The organism is Gemmatimonadaceae bacterium (assembly GCA_019637445.1).
In the GTDB taxonomy this organism is placed as follows: Bacteria; Gemmatimonadota; Gemmatimonadetes; order Gemmatimonadales; family Gemmatimonadaceae; genus Pseudogemmatithrix.
This window is the reverse complement of record JAHBVS010000001.1, coordinates 154,120-172,449: the sequence shown is the minus strand read 5'-3', so window position 1 is coordinate 172,449 and position 18,330 is coordinate 154,120. Positions and strand designations below refer to the sequence as shown.

Below are 18,330 nucleotides of genomic sequence, written 5' to 3'. Positions count from 1 at the left end.
GGGAGTGGCCGTCTAGGCCACTCCCGTAATGCTACTGCCGGTGCATCCAGAGCGGGAAACGGGACTCGAACCCGCGACCCCAACCTTGGCAAGGTTGTGCTCTACCAACTGAGCTATTCCCGCGTGACACGAAGGTTAGGCAGGGCAGGCGGTCGGAGCAAGCGGCGGCCGGCCGTCGCGGGCACCTGAATCGCGCCAGCGGTACCGACGCCAGCGACACGCTACAGGTAGCGCGCGACCGCCATCCCCAAGGTTGCCAGTACCAAGAGACCGACCGCGCCCGTCGTGGCCCAGGCCGCGCGCTGCTGCAAGCCCTTGAGCCGCTCCCGCGCCGCCGCCTGCGCGCTGGCCTCGAGGCCGCCGATGGTCGCCGCCAGTTGCGCCGCGGCAACCGACGCCGGCCGCGAGATGAACATCGCCAACAGAAACCCGATCACGCTGGCGATCGCCGCCACGAGGTAGGTCGCACCCATCGGCCGAGCGAAGTAGGCCGGGTCGAAACCGCCGGAGACGATCTGCAGCATCCGAAGACCGGTCAGCATCGTGATCAGCGCGGCCAGCGGCAGAACGGTGAACAGCTTCCGCCGCTGCAGCTCGGCCATGATCGGTCCCGCTGCCGGCCCGGCAACGGCGAGGGACGGCATCACGAAGACGGTCGAATAGATCCCGCCGCCGACCCAGAACACGCCGGCGAGGATGTGGAGACTGCGGAGGACGAGGAGTTCGGCGGCCACGGGGAGTTGGCAGGAGGAGACGGCGTCGGCGGGGGACCGCTCTGCAAGACGCTCTATGGTGGCGCTAAGTTTCTGGAATGTCCACGCCCGTTGACGTCGTCGCCCTTGCCGCCGAACTGCTTGCCATCCACTCCACCACCCGCGACGAAGGCGCGGCCGTGGACTTCGTCGCGCGCTGGCTGGTGCAGCGCGACTGGAATGTGATGGTGCAGGAAGTCACACCGGGCCGCGGCAATGTGTGGGCATCGCGAAAGGGCGGGGGCGTCACCCTCTCGACGCATCTCGACACTGTGCCGCCCTACGTGCCACCTCGGCGCGAGAACGGCCGCCTCTACGGTCGCGGCGCCTGCGACGCCAAGGGCATCGCCGCCGCGATGATGGTCGCCGGTGACCAGCTCGTGCAAATGGGCGAGGAGCGCGTGGATCTGCTCTTCGTCGTCGGCGAGGAGCGCGGATCCGATGGCGCGCGCATGGCCAACCAGCTACCGGCCACGAGCAAGTGGCTGATCAACGGCGAGCCCACGGAGAGCGTGCTGGCCTCGGGTTGCAAGGGCGCGCTGCGCGTCATCGCCCGCACCAAGGGCAAGGAAGCCCATTCGGCCTACCCACAGCTCGGTGAGTCGGCGATCACGCCGATGCTCACGCTGCTGCAGGAGTTGCAGCAGCTAAAGCTGCCGGTGGACAAGGTGCTGGGGCCCAGCACGGTGAACGTCGGGCTGATCAAGGGCGGCACCGAGGCGAATATCATCCCAGGCGCCTGCGAGGCGGAGATGATGCTGCGCCTCGTCGGTGACGTCGGCGACGTGAAGCGGATCCTCGACCGCTGGGCCAAGGGCCGCGCCGAGCTCGAGTACGGCTCAATGATCCCCGCGCAGCACTTCCACACCGTGCCGGGCTTCAAGACCGCGCCGATGGCCTACACCAGCGACATCCCGCTGCTCACCAACTGGGGCAAGCCGCTGCTTTTCGGGCCTGGCTCAATCCACGTCGCGCACACGCCCGACGAGTACATCGAGGAAGCCGAGCTGCGCGCCAGCGTGGACTCCTACATCACGATGGTGCAGGGGCTGCTCGCGTGAAGCTCCCGGTTGCCATCCTGGGCGCCACGGGCGCCGTTGGACAGACCTTCATTCGCCTCCTCGCCGACCACCCTTGGTTCCGCGTGGCCGAAGTCGCCGCCTCCGACCGCTCGGCGGGCAAGCGCTACGCCGACGCCACGAAGTGGATCGAAGGCGCGATGCCCGAGTCCGTGAAGGACCTGGTCGTCACCACCTGCGATCCGTCGCAGGTGCAGTCCAAGGTTGTGTTCAGCGCAATGGACGCGGCGGCGTCGGAGGAGATCGAGCCCGCGTTCGCCAAGGCCGGCCGCTTCGTGCTCTCAAACACGAAGACGTTCCGGATGACGGACGACGTGCCCTTGGTGATTCCGGAGGTGAACGCCAGCCATCTCGCGTTGCTCGACGCGCAGAAGGCCAAGGGCTGGAGCGGCGGCGTGATCACCAATGCGAACTGCGCGGCCACGGTGGCGGCGATGGCCTTGGCGCCGCTGCACGAGCGCTTCGGCCTCACCGAGTTGTTCATGGCCACGATGCAGGCCGTCAGCGGCGCGGGATATCCGGGCGTGCCGTCGCTCGACATCCTCGGCAACGTCGTGCCCTACATCGGCGACGAGGAGCCCAAGCTCGAGCGCGAGATGCAGAAGATGCTCGGCACGGTCGAGGGCAAGCACATCGCGTTTGCGCCGTTCGTGGTCAGCGCGCACGCCAACCGCGTGGCGGTGGAGCACGGGCACACGGTCGTGATCTCCGCCAAGTTCCGCTCGAGGCCCAGCGTTGCCGAGGCGCTGGCGACGCTACGTGGTTGGACGGGTGATCCCATCGTGCGCGGACTGCCCAGCGCACCCGCACAGCCGCTGGTCGTGACCGAGGATCCCGCACGTCCGCAGCCGCGCCGTGATGTGATGGCGGGGAATGGGATGACGGTCACCGTCGGCCGCGTGCGCGAGGACTCGATCTTCCATCTCAAGCTCGTGGCGATGGGGCACAACACGATCCGCGGCGCCGCGGGCGGCTCAGTGCTCAACGCCGAGGTGCTGGTCGCCACGGGCCGCCTCGGTTGGATGCCCCCCAGCCTGCAGGTCGCGCGCGGATGATCGTCGTCAAGTTCGGCGGGACGTCGGTTCAGGACTCGGAGGCGATCGCGCGCACGGCGGCGATCATCCAGGGTCGCCTGGAGCGGCAGCCCGTGGTCGTCGTCTCCGCGCTCGCCGGCACGACAAACCGCTTGATCGAGATCGCCGAGCACTCGGCGAAGGGCGAGCTGATTGTCGCGCTTGCCATTCTCGAGGAGCTGCGCACGCGGCACTTCGCGACGATCAGCGAGTTGCTCGGTGGGCACGAGACGGAATCCGATGTCGCCGCCGAGGTGGGCGCGATGTTCGACGAACTCGCGCATCTCGCCGAGGCGCTGTCGGTGCTCGGCGACCTCACCAATCGTTCGCACGATGCCGTGGCCTCAATGGGCGAGCGGCTCTCGGCGCCGATCGTCACGGCGGCGATGCAGCGCGCCGGGCTGCCGGCCGAGTTCGTGGATTCGCGCGACGTGATGATCACCGGCGACGACTACGGTCGCGCCACGCCGCTGCCCGACGACATCGCGATCGCCTGCCGCGAGCATCTCGCGCCGCTGCTGCGTGAGGGCAAGGTGCCGGTGATGGGCGGATACATCGGCTCCACGCGCGGAGGCGTGACCACCACGCTTGGGCGCGGTGGATCGGACTTCTCGGCATCGCTCTTTGGTGCGGCGATGGAAGCCGAGGCCATCGAGATCTGGACGGACGTGGATGGCATGCTCACCGCCGATCCGCGCGTCGTGCCCGACGCGCAGCTGATCGGACACATCCGCTTCGACGAGGCGGCCGAGCTCGCGAACTTCGGCGCCAAGGTGCTGCACCCCAGCACCATCACGCCGGCCGTGAAGCGCGGGATTCCCGTGTTCATCTTCAACTCGCGGCGCCCGGAAGGCACGGGCACGCGGATCACCTTCGATGCGCCGCGCGCGCCGGTGCGCGCCATCGCGGGCAAGACGCGCACGGTGGTGGTGAAGATCCGCTCGCCGCGGATGCTGGCGACACCTGGCGCCCTGCGCGCCATCTTCGAGGTGTTCGAGCGCAACCGAACCTCGGTGGACGTGGTGGCGACCTCGGAAGTCAGCGTGAGCGTCACGCTGGATGACGACCAGCATCTCGAGGCGGTGGTCGCGCAACTCTCCACCTTCGGCGATGTCTCGGTGGAGCGGCATCGCGGCATCGTCGCGCTGGTTGGTGCGGGGCTTGGCGAAAGCACGGAGACGATGGCGCGCGCGCTCAAGGCGCTCGGCGAGCTCAGGCTCTACATGGTCTCGCTCTCGGCCACCGGCATCAACCTCACGCTGATCGTCGATGGCGACCAGGTGAACGAAGCGATGCGCCGACTGCACACGGAATTCTTCGGCGCGGCCGCCGCCGTCAGCGCCGCGTAAGCGATGACACTCGCGACCCTACCACTTGGAGCCAGGCGTTGACCCGTATCGCGATTCTCGGTGCAGGGAAGATGGGCTCGTTGCTTGCCTCGTTGGCGCCAAGCAGCGGTTGCGAGGTCGTGGCCCAGTTGGACGCGCCCGACACCGCGCAGGGCCTCAACCGCGAGCAGCTGAAGGGCGCCGAGGTGGCCATTGAGTTCACCGTTCCGAAGGCGGCGGCCGCGCTGGTGCGCGGCTGCGCCGAGCTCGGCGTGCCGGTGGTGAGCGGGACCACGGGCTGGGACGCCGAACGCGCGATCGTCGAGACCTTCGTGCGTAGCTCGAATGGTGCGCTTCTCTGGGCGCCGAACTTTGCCTTGGGCGTGCACCTGTTCGCCAAGGTGGTGGAGGAGGCTGCGCGTCGGTTCGCGCACGAGCGGGCGGGCTTCGACGCGGCGCTGGTCGAGACCCATCACAAGCAGAAGCTCGACGCGCCAAGTGGCACCGGACGGCTGCTGGCGGACATCGCGCAGCGTGCGCGTGGGAAGGAGGTGCCCGTGACGAGCATCCGCACCGGCCACGTGCCGGGCACGCACGAGTTGGTGTTCGACGCCGCCTTCGAGCAGGTGCGCCTAGTGCACGAGGCGCGCGACCGCCGCGTGTTCGCCGCGGGCGCGCTGGCCGCCGCCCGCTGGCTGGCCGGCAAGCGCGGCGTTTTCACGCTGGATGACTTCCTGGGAGACGTGACCTGATGACTGCGATGCTCAAGGGTGCCATCACCGCCATCGTCACGCCGTTCAAGGCGGACGGCTCGGTGGACGAGGCCGCGCTGGGCGCCTTCGTCGACTGGCAGATCGCTGAGGGGATTCACGGCATCGTGCCGGTGGGCTCGACGGGCGAGGCCGTGACGCTGTCGCCGGCTGAGCGCGAGCGCGTGGTGCGAGTCACGGCGGAGCGCGCAAACGGTCGCGTGCCGGTGATCGCCGGCGCGGGCTCGAACGACACGGCGGCCGCCATTGAGGCCTCGATACTGCTGGGCAAGGCGGGCGCCACGCACCTGCTGCACGTCTCGCCGATGTACAACAAGCCTCCACAGCGCGGCATCGTGGCGCACTTCACGGCCATCGCCGACGCGTCGCCGCTGCCGGTGGTCCTCTACAACGTGCCGGGCCGAACGGGCAGCAACATGACGGCCGAGACGACGTTGGAGCTGGCTGAGCACCCGAACATCGTGGCGATGAAGGAGGCCTCGGGGAACACGGGGCAGATCGACGCGATTCTGCGCGGACGGCCCGAAGGCTTCAGCGTACTGTCCGGCGACGACGGACTCACGCTCGCCGTGATGGCTGCGGGCGGCGATGGCGTGATCTCCGTGATCTCGAATGCGGTGCCGGGGTTGATCGCGCAGCTGACGGATGCGCTGGCCAAGAGCGATCTTAAGACCGCCGGGCTGATCCATCACCGGCTCTCGCCGCTGGTGGACGCGGCGTTCATCGAGAGCAACCCGATCCCCATCAAGGCGGCGATGTCGATGATGGGCAAGATGCAGAACGTGCTGCGCCTGCCGTTGGTGGCGATGGACAGCAAGCACGAGGCGCGGATGAGCGCTGCGCTGCGCATCGCGGGGGTGTCGCTGTGAGCGCGGTGACGGCGCAACAGTTGGAGCAGCAGGTCGAGCAGCTGTTCGCGATGCCGGCGGATCAGCTCCCGAAGGACGCCGAGGCTACGGTGACGAGCCTGCTCGAGGCCTTGGAAGCTGGCGAAGTCCGCTCCGCCGTGCGCGGCGAGGACGGTCAGTGGCGCGCCGTGCCCTGGGTGAAGCGCGGCATCCTGCTCGGCTTCCGTGTCGGCAAGCTGGTCGAGATGTCGGGCAAGGACTCGCCCTTCCAGTTCTTCGACAAGCACACGTATCCCACGCAACGCTTCGACACGGGGCGCAACCTGCGCATCGTGCCCGGTGGGTCATCAATCCGTCGAGGGGCTTACATCGCGCCTGGCGTGGTCGTGATGCCGCCGGCCTACGTGAATGTCGGCACCTGGGTCGGTGCGGGCACAATGATTGACTCGCACGCGCTGGTGGGCTCCTGCGCGCAGATCGGCGCGCGCGTGCACCTGAGCGCGGCGGCACAGATCGGTGGGGTGCTGGAGCCCATCCATGCCTCGCCTGTGGTCATCGAGGACGACGTGATCGTAGGCGGCAACTGCGGCGTGTACGAAGGCACCGTGGTGCGTGAGAAGGCCGTGCTGGCGGCGGGGCTGGTGCTCACGCGCGGCACGCCGGTCTTCGACCTCGTACAGGAGCGCGTGATTCGTGGCAACGCCGAGCAGCCGTTGGAGATTCCGGCGGGCGCGGTGGTGGTGCCGGGCGCGCGGGCGGTGAAGGGCGGCTTCGGCGAGTCGCAGGGGCTGTCGCTGCAGACGCCAGTGATCGTGAAGTACCGCGACGAGAAGACCGATCTGGCCACGGCGCTCGAGTCGTGGTTGCGCTGACGCAGGCTTCGCGGCGCTAGCCCGATCGCCGCGTGCCGTCGATGCGAGTCCCGGGCGACAAGTCCATCTCCCACCGCGCGCTGATGCTTGCGGCGCTGGGGCGCGGGCATTCGCGCGTGCGCGGCCTGCTGCAAAGCGCCGACGTGCACTCAACTGCTGCAGTGCTTCGCGCGATGGGCGTGTCGATCCCCGACCTGGACGGGCCCGAACTCGTAATTGAAGGCGTCGGTCTGCGCGGGCTCACGCAACCGCACGCCGACCTCGACTGCGGCAATAGCGGCACCACGGCGCGATTGATGTCCGGCATCGTCGCCGGTGCTCAAGTCGAGGCGCGGTTCATCGGTGACGATAGCCTGAGCCGTCGGCCGATGCGCCGTGTCGCGGCGCCGCTGTCTGCGATGGGTGCGCAGGTTGACCTGCCGGAACACGGCGGCCTCCCGATGACCATCCGCGGCGCTTCGTTGCAGGGCATCACCTGGCACGCCGAGGTGGCCAGCGCGCAGGTGAAGAGCGCCATCCTGCTCGCCGGGCTTGTCGGCGATGTGCCGGTGGAGGTGCACGAGCCAGCTGCCACGCGTGATCACACGGAGCGTATGCTGCGGGCGCGAGGTGTCGACCTGCGCACGGAAGGCAACGTGGTGTCGCTCAACCCGTCGGCGCGTCTTGACGCGCTCGACACCGAGGTGCCGGGCGATCCCTCGTCAGCAGCGTTCGTGGCGGGGCTCGTTGCTATCGGTGGAGCCGTCAGCGGCAACGCTGGCGGCGCTTCGGCCGGCGGCAGGGACGCGTCTCTCGTTCGCGTCGAAAACGTCGGTATCAACCCAGCACGCATCGGCGCCTTCCAGGTGCTCCGTCGCATGGGTGCGGCCATCGAGTTCGCCAACGTCGCGGATCAGGGCGGCGAACCTGTCGCCATGATCGTGTGTCGTGCGGGCGAGCTGCGAGGCGTGACGGTATCGCCTGATGAAGTCCCAAGCCTCATCGACGAGTTGCCGTTGATTGCCTGCGTCGCGACGCGCGCCGTCGGCGAGACGCGCGTCACCGGCGCTGCCGAGCTGCGCGTGAAGGAAAGCGATCGCATCCGGGCGGTGGTCGAGAACCTTCGTGCGATCGGAGCCGAGGCCGAGGAACTGCCAGATGGGTTCGTGGTGCAGGGCAGCGATCGACCGCTCAAGGGTCGTGTGGTGACGCACGGCGACCATCGCATCGCGATGGCCTTTGGCGTGCTCGGCGCGTTGGGTGGCAACGCAATCGAGATCGATGACCCTTCGTGTTGCGCCGTCAGTTGGCCAAGTTTCTGGGATGACCTGCGCTCCTTGTCCCGTGGCTGACCGTTTCCGTTGGAGCGGCGATGCCGAGTGATCGTCGTCGACCGCTGGTGGTGGCCATCGACGGCCCCGCCGCGTCAGGAAAATCGTCGACCGCCAAGTGGGTCGCGCGAGAGCTCGGCTTGCGACACGTGGACTCCGGTTCGCTGTATCGCGCGGCGACGGCGGCGATGTTGCGGCGCGACGCCGACGCCGGGGCTTGGACCGAGAAGGAAGTGCTCGATGCCTCGGGTGAGATTCATCTCGAACCAGGCGACACCACCTTCCATCCGTACCTCGGCGGCACCGACCTTGAGGAAGAGCTGCGAGGCAAGGCGGTCACGGCCAACGTGTCGCTGGTCGCGAAGATGCCGAAGGTTCGGGCCTGGGTGAACGCGCAGGTGCAGAAAGCCGCCGAGGGCCATCCCATCGTCGTTGATGGTCGCGACATGGGTACCGCCGTGTTTCCCAAGGCGCGCGTGAAGGTCTTCCTGATCGCGGATTCCTGGGAACGCGCGCGGCGCCGATTGATCCAGCGCCTGCAGCGCGCGCCGGAGGATGCGGAGATCGCGGCCGAGGTGGACGCGTTAGTGCAACGCGACCTCAAGGACGAGGCACAGACCCAGCAGGCGCCGGATGCGGTGCTGATCGACACGACGTACTTGACGCAGGAAGAACAGGTCGAGCGTATCGTCGCCCTGGCGCGGCAGGCGTTGGGGGGGCGGCGGTCGAAGGATCGCTAGGCCGCCCTAGGCTCAGACTGACTTCATCACCATTTAATGTGCCGTCCACACGCTTCTAATGCGTGTGCGCGACAATGGACGCCTCGCTCTCCAACGAGGTCAATCAATGCGCTCGCGTGTGCTCGTCTCAGTTGTCGCCATTGCGTGGATTGGGTTCATGATGCCGGGTATCGCAATGGGGCAGGGTGTCGTGCGGCGAGTGGACAACCCTCCACCCATCGAGGAGGTCTCCGCATCGCTCTTGAAGCGACTCTTCGATGGAATCACGCTCTCGCCTGAGCAGCAGCGGCGTGCGCTCGCGATCATCGTCGAGGAGCACACGGCGCAACGTGCCCTCAAGGCCGGCGACCCAGAGATCTGGAACAAGCGGAAGCGCCTCAACTTCGTTCGCGATTCGACGCTTCGGATGTTGTTGACCACGCCCGCTGATCGCGAACGATTCGAACGGCAGGCTGCTCCTCTGCGCCCCCAAGGCGACCTGCCGAGGCGAAACCCGTGAGTCATCGTCTCCCGGTGGCGCGGCGCCGTCACGTGCGAATGGGGATTGCGCTTCTGGTGCCGACCCTGTGGGCCTGCGCGGACGCTCCCGGAGATCCGAACGCGCTGAACGTACAGGCGGTCGACGGCCCACTCGCGGCCGCTCCTCGCCTCTCGCTCGAGCTCCATCCGCTTCAACGCTTCGGCGGCCTGCGCGACGATCCTGACCGCGAACTCAATGCGCGGAACGGGATGCTCGAGGGGTTGCTCACACGCAATGGAGGCCTGGTGGCCATCGACGGACACCGCCTCTTCCGCTTTGAACCGGATGGCTCCCTGCGCTCCGTGAACGGCGTGCTCGGCAGCGGTCCCGGCGAGAGCCGCCTACTGAGCGCCGTGTGCCTCGTTCGAGGCGACTCCGTTCTGACGTTCGACGTCGCGCTGCGACGCGCCAGCGTCACGGGACCAGATGGAGGGCCAGCGCGTCAGTTCTCGGCTCCGGCGCGTGGAATCATGCCGAAGGGGGGCTGTCTGACCGATGGGAGCTTTCTCGTCGCGATCGTTGGAAGTGACCCTGCGGCCCCTGGGGCCGGCCACCTGCGCCGCCTGTCCCTGGAGGGAGACTCGCTTGGCGACTCGGAGGCGTTCCCTTTGATGTCGCCCGTCGCCAGCACCAGCATTGCGGTCGCGGGCACTCGCTACTGGATCGCAAATCCGCAGTCGCGTGACATCGGGCGATACACCGCGACTGGTGAACTCGACCTCTCGCTCCGGCTGGCGGAAGAGCTCATGCCGATGGATGCACAGGAGGCCGAGGCGTCGCAGGTGGTGGTGCCGGCGCAGGGCAGTCCTGCGAAGCGCACATCGCCCCTCGGCACCGGGCAGCCCGCACCGCTATTTCAGCGTGCTCTCGCGGATGGGCCCGAGCGACTATGGCTGCAGTTGGCGACGGGTGACTGGCGACTGCCGGAGCGGTGGGTCGCCGTGAGTGCGAGTGGCACGCTGACTGGCCAACTGGAACTCCCCCCGTCGGAGGGATATGCACCGCGGCGCGCACTGCAGTTTCAGGGAGATCGCGTGCTTGTGCTCGATCGAGACGCCGAAGGTGTCGCGTGGTTCGAGGTCTACCGAATCATCGGACTCCGTCCATAGCCGGCGCAGTGACGGTTGCGCTACGCAATCTCCTCGCGATTCAAATCGAGGTCGTGGCGCCTGAGCCAGCCCGAGTACAGCGAGTCCTTCTCATAGCGCCGCATCACAAGCTTGGTCATCACCACCGCCAGCATCAGCGGTAGCACGAGCTCAAAGTCGTGCGTCATCTCGAACACGAGCAGGATGCCGGTGATCGGCGCACCAGTCGCGCCGGCAACCATCGCGCCCATACCGGCGAGTGAGTAGAGCGCCGGGTCGATCTGCGCCCCCGGCACCGCCGCCTGCACGAGCGCGCCGTACGCACCACCCGTCGCCGCGCCGACGAACAGCGCGGGCGTGAACACGCCGCCCGATCCACCCGTGGTCAGCGTCAGCGATGTCGCGAAGATCTTCCCAGCCGCCAGCGCGATCAGGATCCACCAGGGCAGTCGTCCGAACAGATCCAACGGCGCGTTGAGATGCCCATCGCCCGCCACGGCGCCTTGCGTGGCGAAGACAATCAGCCCCACCATCGCCCCGCCGATCCACGGCGTCCACTTGGGATTCAAGCGGCCGCTGCGCACGATGCCTTCGAGCCCGAAGTAGGTGCGCACGAACAGCGTCGCCATAAGCGCGCAGACAACGCCGAGCGCGGGAATGAGCACGGCCGCTTCGAAGCCGCTCAGCTCACCGAGTTCACCGGGCACGGGGAAGGCGGGGCCGCTGCCGAAGAGACCGCGCGCGACAACCGCGGCCACGACCGCGGCGACAACCACGGGCGAGAAGTAGCCGCCGGCGAAGGTGCCGAGGATTTCCTCCAGCGCGAAGAAGGCACCCGCAAGCGGCGCATTGAACGCGGCGGCGATCGCGCCCGCGGCACCGCAGGCAACGAGCGTACGCAGTCGGCCGGGCCGGAAGCGGAACATGCGGCCGAGCCAGGAGCCCAGTGTCGCGCCGATCACGACCACCGGTCCCTCGGCGCCCGCCGATCCGCCGCCGCCGATGGTGACCGCGCTGGCTAGCGTGCGCCCGAGGGCCGGGCGGGGCGGAATCCGCCCCCCGCGGTGCTCCACGGCGGCCTGGATGTCGGGAACGTTCATCCCATCGTGGTCGCGCCCAATCACGCGCATCGTCCACGAGGCGGCGGCGAAGGTCACGCCGGTGACTATCGGGCGGAACGCCAGCAGCCCCATCTCGGGCAGTAGGAGGGCAGGGTAGGTGACCAGCGCCGCGTGGGCGAGCGCCACGCCCTTGTAGAACCCGAGCACCCCAAGCGCCGACCCGACGCCGATGACCACCGCGAAGCCCACCAGCGTCGGCTCGGCGCCGATCCGCAGGGCCAGAAACTGGTCGACGAGAAAGTCCCGGCCGGAGCGCAGCAGGTGCATGAACCCGCGGATCGAGACCCGCCGGCGGCGGCCGCGAATCCTGATGGTGGCACGGGGTGTGGGCCGACTCGGCCTCACCTGGGGGGGAGGTGGCGGAGGCTGCTCGGGCTCGGCGGTCGGCGTACCCATCGCGGAGCAATCTAACCCATTGCTGGACAATCCCTTCCAGTTGACCGGAAGCCCCGATTCCCCTATCCTTAAAGGCTCCCCCGCACCGCTGGGGAGTTTTCGTCCTTCGTCCTACCACCTTTATCCTCGCTCGCGGCGAGCCGAACCCCCCGCGAACCCACTGCAGATGACCGTCGCTGAACAGGAATCTACCGAGCTGACCCCAGAGGAAATCGCGCGCCAGAAGCGCGATGCCCAGCGCGCGCAGCTCCGCCCGCTCGCCAACCGCCGCCCGGAGCTCTACGACGAGGATGAACTCTCGTCCGACGAGTTCGAGGCGATGATGGAGATGTACAACGGGACCCTCGCCTCGATCGAAGAGGGCGAGATCGTCAAGTCCACCGTCCTTGAGATTCGCGAGAACCTCGTCGTCCTCGACATCGGCTTCAAGTCCGAGGGCACGATCCCGCTCGAAGAGTTCAAGGACATGCCGGAGCTCAAGGTCGGGGACGAGGTCGAAGTCCTGCTTGAGCACCTCGAGGACTCCGAAGGCTCCGTTGTCCTGTCGAAGAAGAAGGCCGACTTCATGCGCGTGTGGGAGCGGATCCGCGTCGCGTACGAGTCCGACCAGCCGGTCACCGGCACGCTCGTCAAGAAGATCAAGGGCGGCGTGGTCGTCGACCTCATGGGCGTCGACGCCTTCCTCCCGGGTTCGCAGATCGCGCTGCGTCGCGTCCCGAACATCGACGAGCTCCTGGGCCAGACCTACGAGTTCAAGATCATCAAGCTCAACAAGCGCCGCCGCAACATCGTCGTGTCTCGCCGCGTGATCCTCGAGACCGAGCGTGCCGGCAAGCGCGAGAAGCTGATGAAGGAGCTCAACAAGGACCAGGTGCGGAAGGGCGTGGTGAAGAACATCACGGACTTCGGCGCCTTCATCGACCTCGGCGGCGTGGACGGCCTGCTCCACATCACCGACATGTCCTGGGGCCGCATCTCGCATCCGAGCGAGATGGTCCAGATCGGCATGGAGCTCGAGGTCAAGGTCCTGGACATCGATTGGGAGCGCGAGCGCATCTCGCTCGGCCTCAAGCAGCTCCAGGCCTACCCGTGGAAGGATGTCGCCGAGAAGTTCCCGGTCGGCACCCGCGTCTCGGGCAAGGTCGTCAGCATCACGAACTACGGCGCCTTCATCGAGCTCGAGCCGGGCATCGAGGGCCTCGTGCACATCTCCGAGATGAGCTGGACGCGCAACGTCCGTCATCCCTCGAAGCTCGTCTCCATCGGCGAGTCGATCGAGGCGGTGGTGCTCAAGGTCGATCCGAACGAGGAGAAGATCTCACTCGGAATGAAGCAGACCGAGCAGGATCCGTGGATGGTGCTGCCGCTCAAGTACCCGGTGGGCACGCGCCTCAACGGGAAGGTCCGCAACCTGACCTCGTTCGGCGCGTTTGTTGAGATCGAGCCGGGCATCGACGGCCTCATCCACATCTCCGATATGTCCTGGACCAAGCGCGTCCAGCACCCGTCGGAGGTCGTGAAGAAGGGCGACGCGGTGGACGTGGTGATCCTCAACATCGACGCCGAGAACAAGCGCATCTCGCTGGGCCTCAAGCAGGCGTCCGAGGATCCCTGGCTGCGCATCGGCGAGACCTTCCCCGTGGGCACGGAGCTCCCGGGCAAGGTGGCCCGCCTGATGGACAAGGGCGTGGTCGTGGACATCGGCAACGACATCGAGGGCTTCGTGCCGCTCTCGCATCTCAACCTGACCGGCCAGCAGGTGAACAGCTCGGCTGACGTGGCCTGGGAAGGGATGGCGATGAACGTGCGCATCCTCGAGGTGGACCCGATTCACCGTCGCATCGTGCTCGGCGTGGTGGACATCCCCGAGGGCCAGGAGCGCCCGGCGGAGCCGTCCAAGGTGCACACCGAGGAGGAAGAGAACGCGCCGATCCCGGCGGACCTCGATTCGATGGCGGACGAGGAGTAAGGCTGGGACGGAGGGTGTAGGACGAAGGATGGAAGTGAACGGCGCCCCGGTCGAGCTTGGCTCGGCCGGGGCGCTGTGCATCCGGGTGTGGTTGAACGCCGCCCTCGCCCTCGGGTTGCGAACGGCGGTTCCGGGCGATTGCGTACACGGACGCCACCCTTCTTCCCAAGGTCCGATGCCTTCCAGGTCCGCTGCCGCCCGGCTGTCCACGCTCTTCGCTGCGTTCCTCCTCAGTGCCTGCGCGGGCTCCGCCGCCTCCACGGCGACGACCGCACCGCGCCCGGAAGCCGCTGCGCCCATCGCAGCTGACGTTCCGAGCTTCGCCGGTGAGACGCCGCCCGACTCATGGCACCTTCTCGACCTAGAGGCGGACGGCGTCGCGGGCATCAGCGCGAACCGCGCCGTCCGCGAACTGCTGGCGAACCGCCGCCCGAGCCGCGAGATCGTCGTCGCCATCATCGACGGCGGCGTCGACACCGCGCACGCCGCGCTCGCGCCGGCGCTGTGGCGGAACGCGCGCGAGACCGCCCGCAACGCCCGCGATGACGACCGGAACGGCTACACGGACGACATCAACGGCTGGAACTTCATCGGCGGGGCCGACGGGCAGAACGTGCACCGCGACACCTACGAGGCCGTTCGCGTCGACGTCAGCTGCCGCCGCCGTGCCGCTGCGGGGAGCGCATCGGCGCTGTCGTCCGCCGAGCGGGCCGAGTGCACGCGCGCCGCAGAGTACGTACAGAAGGAACGGCAGGAGATGACGCAGTACCAGCGCACCGTGCAGCAGGCCGATCAGGTGCTGACGATGGCGGTCGGGGCGCTGAAGACGGCCTTGGGCACCGACTCCCTCACCGACGCGGCGGTCGCGGGCCTGCAGCCAGCGACGCCGGAGGTCGCGCGGGCCCGTTCGATCTATCAGCAGCTCGCCGCGCAGGGCATCACGCCCGAGGTGATCAAGAAGGCGAAGAACGACGTCAGCAGCCGCCTCAACTTCGGCCTGGACTCGGCGTTCAACCCGCGGCCGATCGTCGGCGACGACACGCTGAATCTCACGGAGCGCGGCTACGGCAACCCGGATGTGACCGGACCCGACGCCTCGCACGGCACGCACGTGGCCGGTATCGTGGCGGCGCGGCGCAGCGGGGAGCACGCGGCGGGCGTCTCGCCGGCGCGGCTGATGGTCATTCGCGCCGTGCCCGATGGCGACGAGCGTGACAAGGACATCGCCAACGCGATCCGCTATGCGGTCGACAACGGCGCGCAGATCATCAATATGAGCTTTGGCAAGTCGTTCTCGCCGCACAAGGCGGTGGTGGACGCCGCCGTGCGCTACGCCGACGAGAAGGGTGTGCTGATGGTGCACGCGGCCGGCAACGATGGGGCCAACAACGACAGCAGCACGAACTATCCCTCGCCGGAGTACGTGGGTGGCGGCCGTCCGAATCTGTGGATTGAGGTGGGTGCCTCGTCGTGGAAGGGCGGCAACGCGCTTGCGGCCGCGTTCTCGAACTACGGCAGTCGCACGGTGGACCTCTTTGCGCCCGGCGTGGCGATCCTCTCCACGGTGCCGGGCGGCACGTACGAGCGGAACGACGGCACGAGCATGGCGGCACCCGTGGTGTCTGGCACGGCCGCACTGTTGATGGCGTACTGCAGCCAACTCAGCGCGCGTGAGGTGAAGGAGATCCTGCTCACATCGGCGATTCGTCGGCCCAACCAGCGCGTCACGGAGCCGGGTGGCGAACGCGAGGTGGCCTTCGGGTCGCTCTCGACGACTGGTGGCATCGTGAACGCCTACGCGGCAGTCCGGTTGGCGCAGCAGCGAGGACGCTGTCCGTAGGGCTTGCCCGCAGCCTAGCTTGCTGCGCATGCGATCCCGCCCTCTCCTCGCGGCGCTCCTCCTCGCCGCCTGCGTCCAGCCCACCCGCCTCGTGCGTTCCGACGCCGAGCGCGCGCTCGCCAACGTCACGCTCGGCGCGCCGAACCCGGCCGAGCGTGGCCGCTACGAGGTTGCCGCGTTCACCTACGGCAGCGGCACGGATCGGCGCCGCCGCGCCTTCCGGGATTCCGTCACGGTCCGCACGCGTTCGGTAAACGGCACGGTGTTCCTGCGCGGCCTCGACGCCGAGGCCGCCAAGAAGCGCTGGAAGTACTGGGGATTCAACGCTGCCAACCTGCCGATCAACGGACGCGTCTGGCATCCGGTGGGCGACGGCCCGTTCGCGCTCGTGCTCATCGTGCACGGCAACCACGACATGAAGGAGTACTCGGACCCCGGCTACGAGTACCTCGGCCGCCACCTCGCCAGTCGCGGCTTCATCGCCGTGTCGGTAGACCAGAACTTCATCAATGGCGGCATCCGCACCGAGAACGACGCGCGCGGCTGGCTGTTGCTCAAGCACATCGAGGCCTGGCGGTCGATGGCGGCCGACTCGACCAGCCCGCTGCGTGGCAAGGTGGACTTCACGCGGATCGCGCTGATGGGGCACTCGCGGGGCGGGGAAGCGGTGGCGGTCGCCGCGGGCTTCAATCGCCTGTCGCACTACCCTGACGATGCGCGCGTGCGCTTCGACTTCGGCTACGACATTCGCAGTGTGATCGCGATTGCGCCGGTGGACGGGCAGTATCGCCCGGCGGACCGGCGGCCACCGCTTTCGGGCGTGAACTACTTCGTGATCCACGGCTCGCACGACGCGGACGTGTCCGTGTTCGATGGCCAGCGCACGTACCTGCGCGCGGACGTGAGCGACACGGGCCTCGTGAAGGCCTCGCTCTACGTGTATCGCGCCAATCACGGGCAGTTCAACACCGTTTGGGGCGACAACGACGTCGGCCCTGCGGGTTGGCTGCTCAACAAGCGTTCACTGCTCACGGGCGATGAGCAGCGGCGCGTAGGCCTCGTGTTCTTCACCGGCTTCCTGGAGATGACGCTGCAGGGCCGGCGAGAGTACGAACCAATGTTCCGTGACTACCGCACGGTCGGCGGCTGGCTGCCGCCGACGATGTACGTCTCGGCATTCGCCGACGGGCACGAGCGCGTGCTTGCGGATTTTGAGGAGGATGTGGACGTGACGACGGCGTCCACTGCGGGCGCGACGATCGCCACGCAGTCGCTGGCGACCTGGCGCGAGCAGGCGATGCGCGGGCGCTCGTGGGGCAACGTCTCGTATGAGACCCATACGGCCGTGATCGGATGGACGGGGCAGAACGACAGCACGCCGGACTCGCTGCGTGCGTGGTACGCCGTGCGACTGCCTGGCAACGCCGCCACGGCGCTCGGGCTCGCCCAGCGCTCGGCGCTCACGTTTGGCATCGTGGACCTCGGCCAGCGGCCTTCGCTCCTGGCTGCAGCGGATACGGCGGCGCCCCTGCCGCCCGGCGCACCGAAGCCTGCCGCGGACTCGGCGAAGCGCGAGGGCTCGGGTAGCAGCCGGCGTACGTCTCGACGCGATCGGAGCAAGCCTGCGGAGCCGAAGGATCTACCCGCCGACTCGATCCGCGTGGACCTCAGCGTGGCGCTCGAACTCGCGGATGGTCGAGTGGCCGCGCTGCCGCTCTCGGCAGTCGCCACGCTGCGGCCGCCGTTGCGCATTCGCCTCTACAAGTACGCGTGGGTGGAGAAGCAACTCACCGGAGAGCCGCGCGACTTCGAGTATGTGTTGCAGCGCGTGGAGATTCCGCTGGCGCGATTCGCCGAGGTGTTGCCCGGCTTCGTGCCTGAGCAGGTGACGGGCATCCGCTTCACCTTTGACAAGTCGCCGGCGGGAACGATCCTGCTGGACGACGTGGGGTTCACGATTCGCTAGCCGACGCCCTCAGACGCGGGCGCTTCGGGCGGGTCGCTGCGGTGTCCGAGGTTGAGGCGTGACGCGCCGTCGCGTCGCCGGGTACAGCGCGAGGAACCGCCATCGACAGGAGCGCGACGTGTATTGGCAGCATCCGCTGGGCCGGCGCCTATTCGCTGGACTTGTCGCGGCACTCGCGCTCGGTGGCTGTGCGGGACTCTTTGAGCCATCAAAGGATGAAATCCAGGTCTTCCTCAACCCGGACGGCCGCAAGCTCGAGTCGCCTGTTCTCGTGCGCGCGGAGAATCGGACGCGCGCGACGTGGTTCTGGTGCGGCTCGATTCTTCGGCGGCACACTCCAGACGGTTGGGCCCAGGTGCATGTCAATTTGTTGTGCCTTGAGCCGACGAGCGCTGCCCTGCTTGTCGAACCCGTCTCGGCGGAGCTTAGCGCAATCGATGTCGAACTTGATCCTGGCGGGCACTTGGACATGTACCTCTCGATTCCAGACGGCACAGGGCCGGGCCATTATCGCTTCGACCTCGAGTTCTACAGCCCAAGCCTCGATCGTTCGCTCACACTTCGTACGTTGGTCTTCGAACTCACGGAGGCGGTGAGCCGATAGCGCAGACTTGGGACTTGCCCGTGGCCCCCGTGCCGCGTACTTATATGGGTAACC

At 67.9% G+C, this 18,330-nt stretch carries 16 protein-coding genes and 1 tRNA gene; 14 read left to right on the top strand and 3 right to left on the bottom strand.

Annotated elements, in window-relative coordinates; all coding sequences use genetic code 11:
* Positions 1 to 50 precede the first annotated feature (50 nt).
* Both KF709_00810 and KF709_00805 read right to left on the bottom strand, forming a co-directional pair.
* A tRNA-Gly gene (locus tag KF709_00810) sits at positions 51 to 123 on the bottom strand.
* A gap of 98 nt (positions 124 to 221) precedes the next feature.
* Entirely contained in the window at positions 222 to 734 is a 513-nt protein-coding gene (locus KF709_00805; GenBank protein MBX3172929.1) for a hypothetical protein, read from the bottom strand.
* Positions 735 to 811: 77 nt separating this feature from the next.
* Between KF709_00805 and KF709_00800 the strand changes: the two genes are divergently transcribed.
* The 10 genes from KF709_00800 (at position 812) to KF709_00755 (ending at position 10,401) form a co-directional block, all read left to right on the top strand.
* Complete coding sequence (locus KF709_00800) at positions 812 to 1,813, top strand: M20/M25/M40 family metallo-hydrolase (GenBank protein ID MBX3172928.1); 1,002 nt, start codon at positions 812 to 814, stop codon at positions 1,811 to 1,813.
* Positions 1,810 to 2,886 carry an aspartate-semialdehyde dehydrogenase gene (asd, locus tag KF709_00795; GenBank protein MBX3172927.1) on the top strand — a complete coding sequence of 359 codons (1,077 nt, stop codon included), beginning with the start codon at positions 1,810 to 1,812 and terminating at the stop codon, positions 2,884 to 2,886. The genes KF709_00800 and asd overlap by 4 nt, the downstream gene beginning before the upstream one ends.
* Positions 2,883 to 4,253, top strand: a complete 1,371-nt coding sequence (gene lysC / locus KF709_00790) for a lysine-sensitive aspartokinase 3 (GenBank protein ID MBX3172926.1) — start codon at positions 2,883 to 2,885, stop codon at positions 4,251 to 4,253. The genes asd and lysC overlap by 4 nt, the downstream gene beginning before the upstream one ends.
* Positions 4,254 to 4,291: 38 nt before the next feature.
* The gene (locus KF709_00785) at positions 4,292 to 4,984 is read left to right on the top strand and encodes a hypothetical protein (GenBank protein ID MBX3172925.1); all 693 of its coding nucleotides are present in this window, start codon (positions 4,292 to 4,294) and stop codon (positions 4,982 to 4,984) included.
* The gene (gene dapA, locus KF709_00780; GenBank protein ID MBX3172924.1) at positions 4,984 to 5,871 is read left to right on the top strand and encodes a 4-hydroxy-tetrahydrodipicolinate synthase; all 888 of its coding nucleotides are present in this window, start codon (positions 4,984 to 4,986) and stop codon (positions 5,869 to 5,871) included. Before KF709_00785 ends, dapA begins: the two co-directional genes overlap by 1 nt.
* On the top strand, positions 5,868 to 6,722 hold the full coding sequence (locus KF709_00775) for a 2,3,4,5-tetrahydropyridine-2,6-dicarboxylate N-succinyltransferase (GenBank protein ID MBX3172923.1): 855 nt from the start codon (positions 5,868 to 5,870) through the stop codon (positions 6,720 to 6,722). Before dapA ends, KF709_00775 begins: the two co-directional genes overlap by 4 nt.
* 41 nt (positions 6,723 to 6,763) lie before the next feature.
* Positions 6,764 to 8,053 (top strand): 3-phosphoshikimate 1-carboxyvinyltransferase, encoded by a 1,290-nt coding sequence (gene aroA / locus KF709_00770; GenBank protein ID MBX3172922.1) that lies wholly within the window; start codon positions 6,764 to 6,766, stop codon positions 8,051 to 8,053.
* Positions 8,054 to 8,073: 20 nt separating this feature from the next.
* The gene (gene cmk, locus KF709_00765; protein ID MBX3172921.1) at positions 8,074 to 8,772 is read left to right on the top strand and encodes a (d)CMP kinase; all 699 of its coding nucleotides are present in this window, start codon (positions 8,074 to 8,076) and stop codon (positions 8,770 to 8,772) included.
* Between the two features lie 106 nt (positions 8,773 to 8,878).
* Positions 8,879 to 9,271, top strand: a complete 393-nt coding sequence (locus tag KF709_00760) for a hypothetical protein (GenBank protein ID MBX3172920.1) — start codon at positions 8,879 to 8,881, stop codon at positions 9,269 to 9,271.
* The gene (locus KF709_00755; GenBank protein MBX3172919.1) at positions 9,268 to 10,401 is read left to right on the top strand and encodes a hypothetical protein; all 1,134 of its coding nucleotides are present in this window, start codon (positions 9,268 to 9,270) and stop codon (positions 10,399 to 10,401) included. Before KF709_00760 ends, KF709_00755 begins: the two co-directional genes overlap by 4 nt.
* Before the next feature lie 20 nt (positions 10,402 to 10,421).
* Here KF709_00755 and KF709_00750 read toward each other — a convergent pair whose 3' ends face one another.
* Positions 10,422 to 11,768, bottom strand: coding sequence for a chloride channel protein (locus tag KF709_00750; protein ID MBX3172918.1), 1,347 nt, complete (start codon positions 11,766 to 11,768; stop codon positions 10,422 to 10,424).
* A 295-nt stretch (positions 11,769 to 12,063) separates the two neighbouring features.
* On the opposite strand from KF709_00750, the gene KF709_00745 reads away from it, so the two are divergent.
* The 4 genes from KF709_00745 to KF709_00730 all read left to right on the top strand — a co-directional run bounded on the left by KF709_00745 (position 12,064) and on the right by KF709_00730 (position 18,276).
* Positions 12,064 to 13,866, top strand: coding sequence for a 30S ribosomal protein S1 (locus KF709_00745; GenBank protein MBX3172917.1), 1,803 nt, complete (start codon positions 12,064 to 12,066; stop codon positions 13,864 to 13,866).
* 175 nt (positions 13,867 to 14,041) lie between these two features.
* On the top strand, positions 14,042 to 15,706 hold the full coding sequence (locus KF709_00740; protein MBX3172916.1) for a S8 family peptidase: 1,665 nt from the start codon (positions 14,042 to 14,044) through the stop codon (positions 15,704 to 15,706).
* A 28-nt stretch (positions 15,707 to 15,734) separates the two neighbouring features.
* The gene (locus tag KF709_00735) at positions 15,735 to 17,672 is read left to right on the top strand and encodes a hypothetical protein (GenBank protein ID MBX3172915.1); all 1,938 of its coding nucleotides are present in this window, start codon (positions 15,735 to 15,737) and stop codon (positions 17,670 to 17,672) included.
* 58 nt (positions 17,673 to 17,730) lie between these two features.
* On the top strand, positions 17,731 to 18,276 hold the full coding sequence (locus KF709_00730) for a hypothetical protein (GenBank protein MBX3172914.1): 546 nt from the start codon (positions 17,731 to 17,733) through the stop codon (positions 18,274 to 18,276).
* Positions 18,277 to 18,330 lie beyond the last annotated feature (54 nt).

What these genes read in the sequence shown, in the direction of transcription:
- KF709_00800 (MBX3172928.1), top strand. Translation starts at nt 812, where the DNA reads ATGTCCACGCCCGTTGACGTCGTCGCCCTTGCCGCCGAACTGCTTGCC.
- lysC (MBX3172926.1), top strand. Translation starts at nt 2,883, where the DNA reads ATGATCGTCGTCAAGTTCGGCGGGACGTCGGTTCAGGACTCGGAGGCG.
- dapA (MBX3172924.1), top strand. Translation starts at nt 4,984, where the DNA reads ATGACTGCGATGCTCAAGGGTGCCATCACCGCCATCGTCACGCCGTTC.
- aroA (MBX3172922.1), top strand. Translation starts at nt 6,764, where the DNA reads ATGCGAGTCCCGGGCGACAAGTCCATCTCCCACCGCGCGCTGATGCTT.
- cmk (MBX3172921.1), top strand. Translation starts at nt 8,074, where the DNA reads ATGCCGAGTGATCGTCGTCGACCGCTGGTGGTGGCCATCGACGGCCCC.
- KF709_00760 (MBX3172920.1), top strand. Translation starts at nt 8,879, where the DNA reads ATGCGCTCGCGTGTGCTCGTCTCAGTTGTCGCCATTGCGTGGATTGGG.
- KF709_00750 (MBX3172918.1), bottom strand. Translation starts at nt 11,768, where the DNA reads ATGCACCTGCTGCGCTCCGGCCGGGACTTTCTCGTCGACCAGTTTCTG.
- KF709_00745 (MBX3172917.1), top strand. Translation starts at nt 12,064, where the DNA reads ATGACCGTCGCTGAACAGGAATCTACCGAGCTGACCCCAGAGGAAATC.
- KF709_00740 (MBX3172916.1), top strand. Translation starts at nt 14,042, where the DNA reads ATGCCTTCCAGGTCCGCTGCCGCCCGGCTGTCCACGCTCTTCGCTGCG.
- KF709_00735 (MBX3172915.1), top strand. Translation starts at nt 15,735, where the DNA reads ATGCGATCCCGCCCTCTCCTCGCGGCGCTCCTCCTCGCCGCCTGCGTC.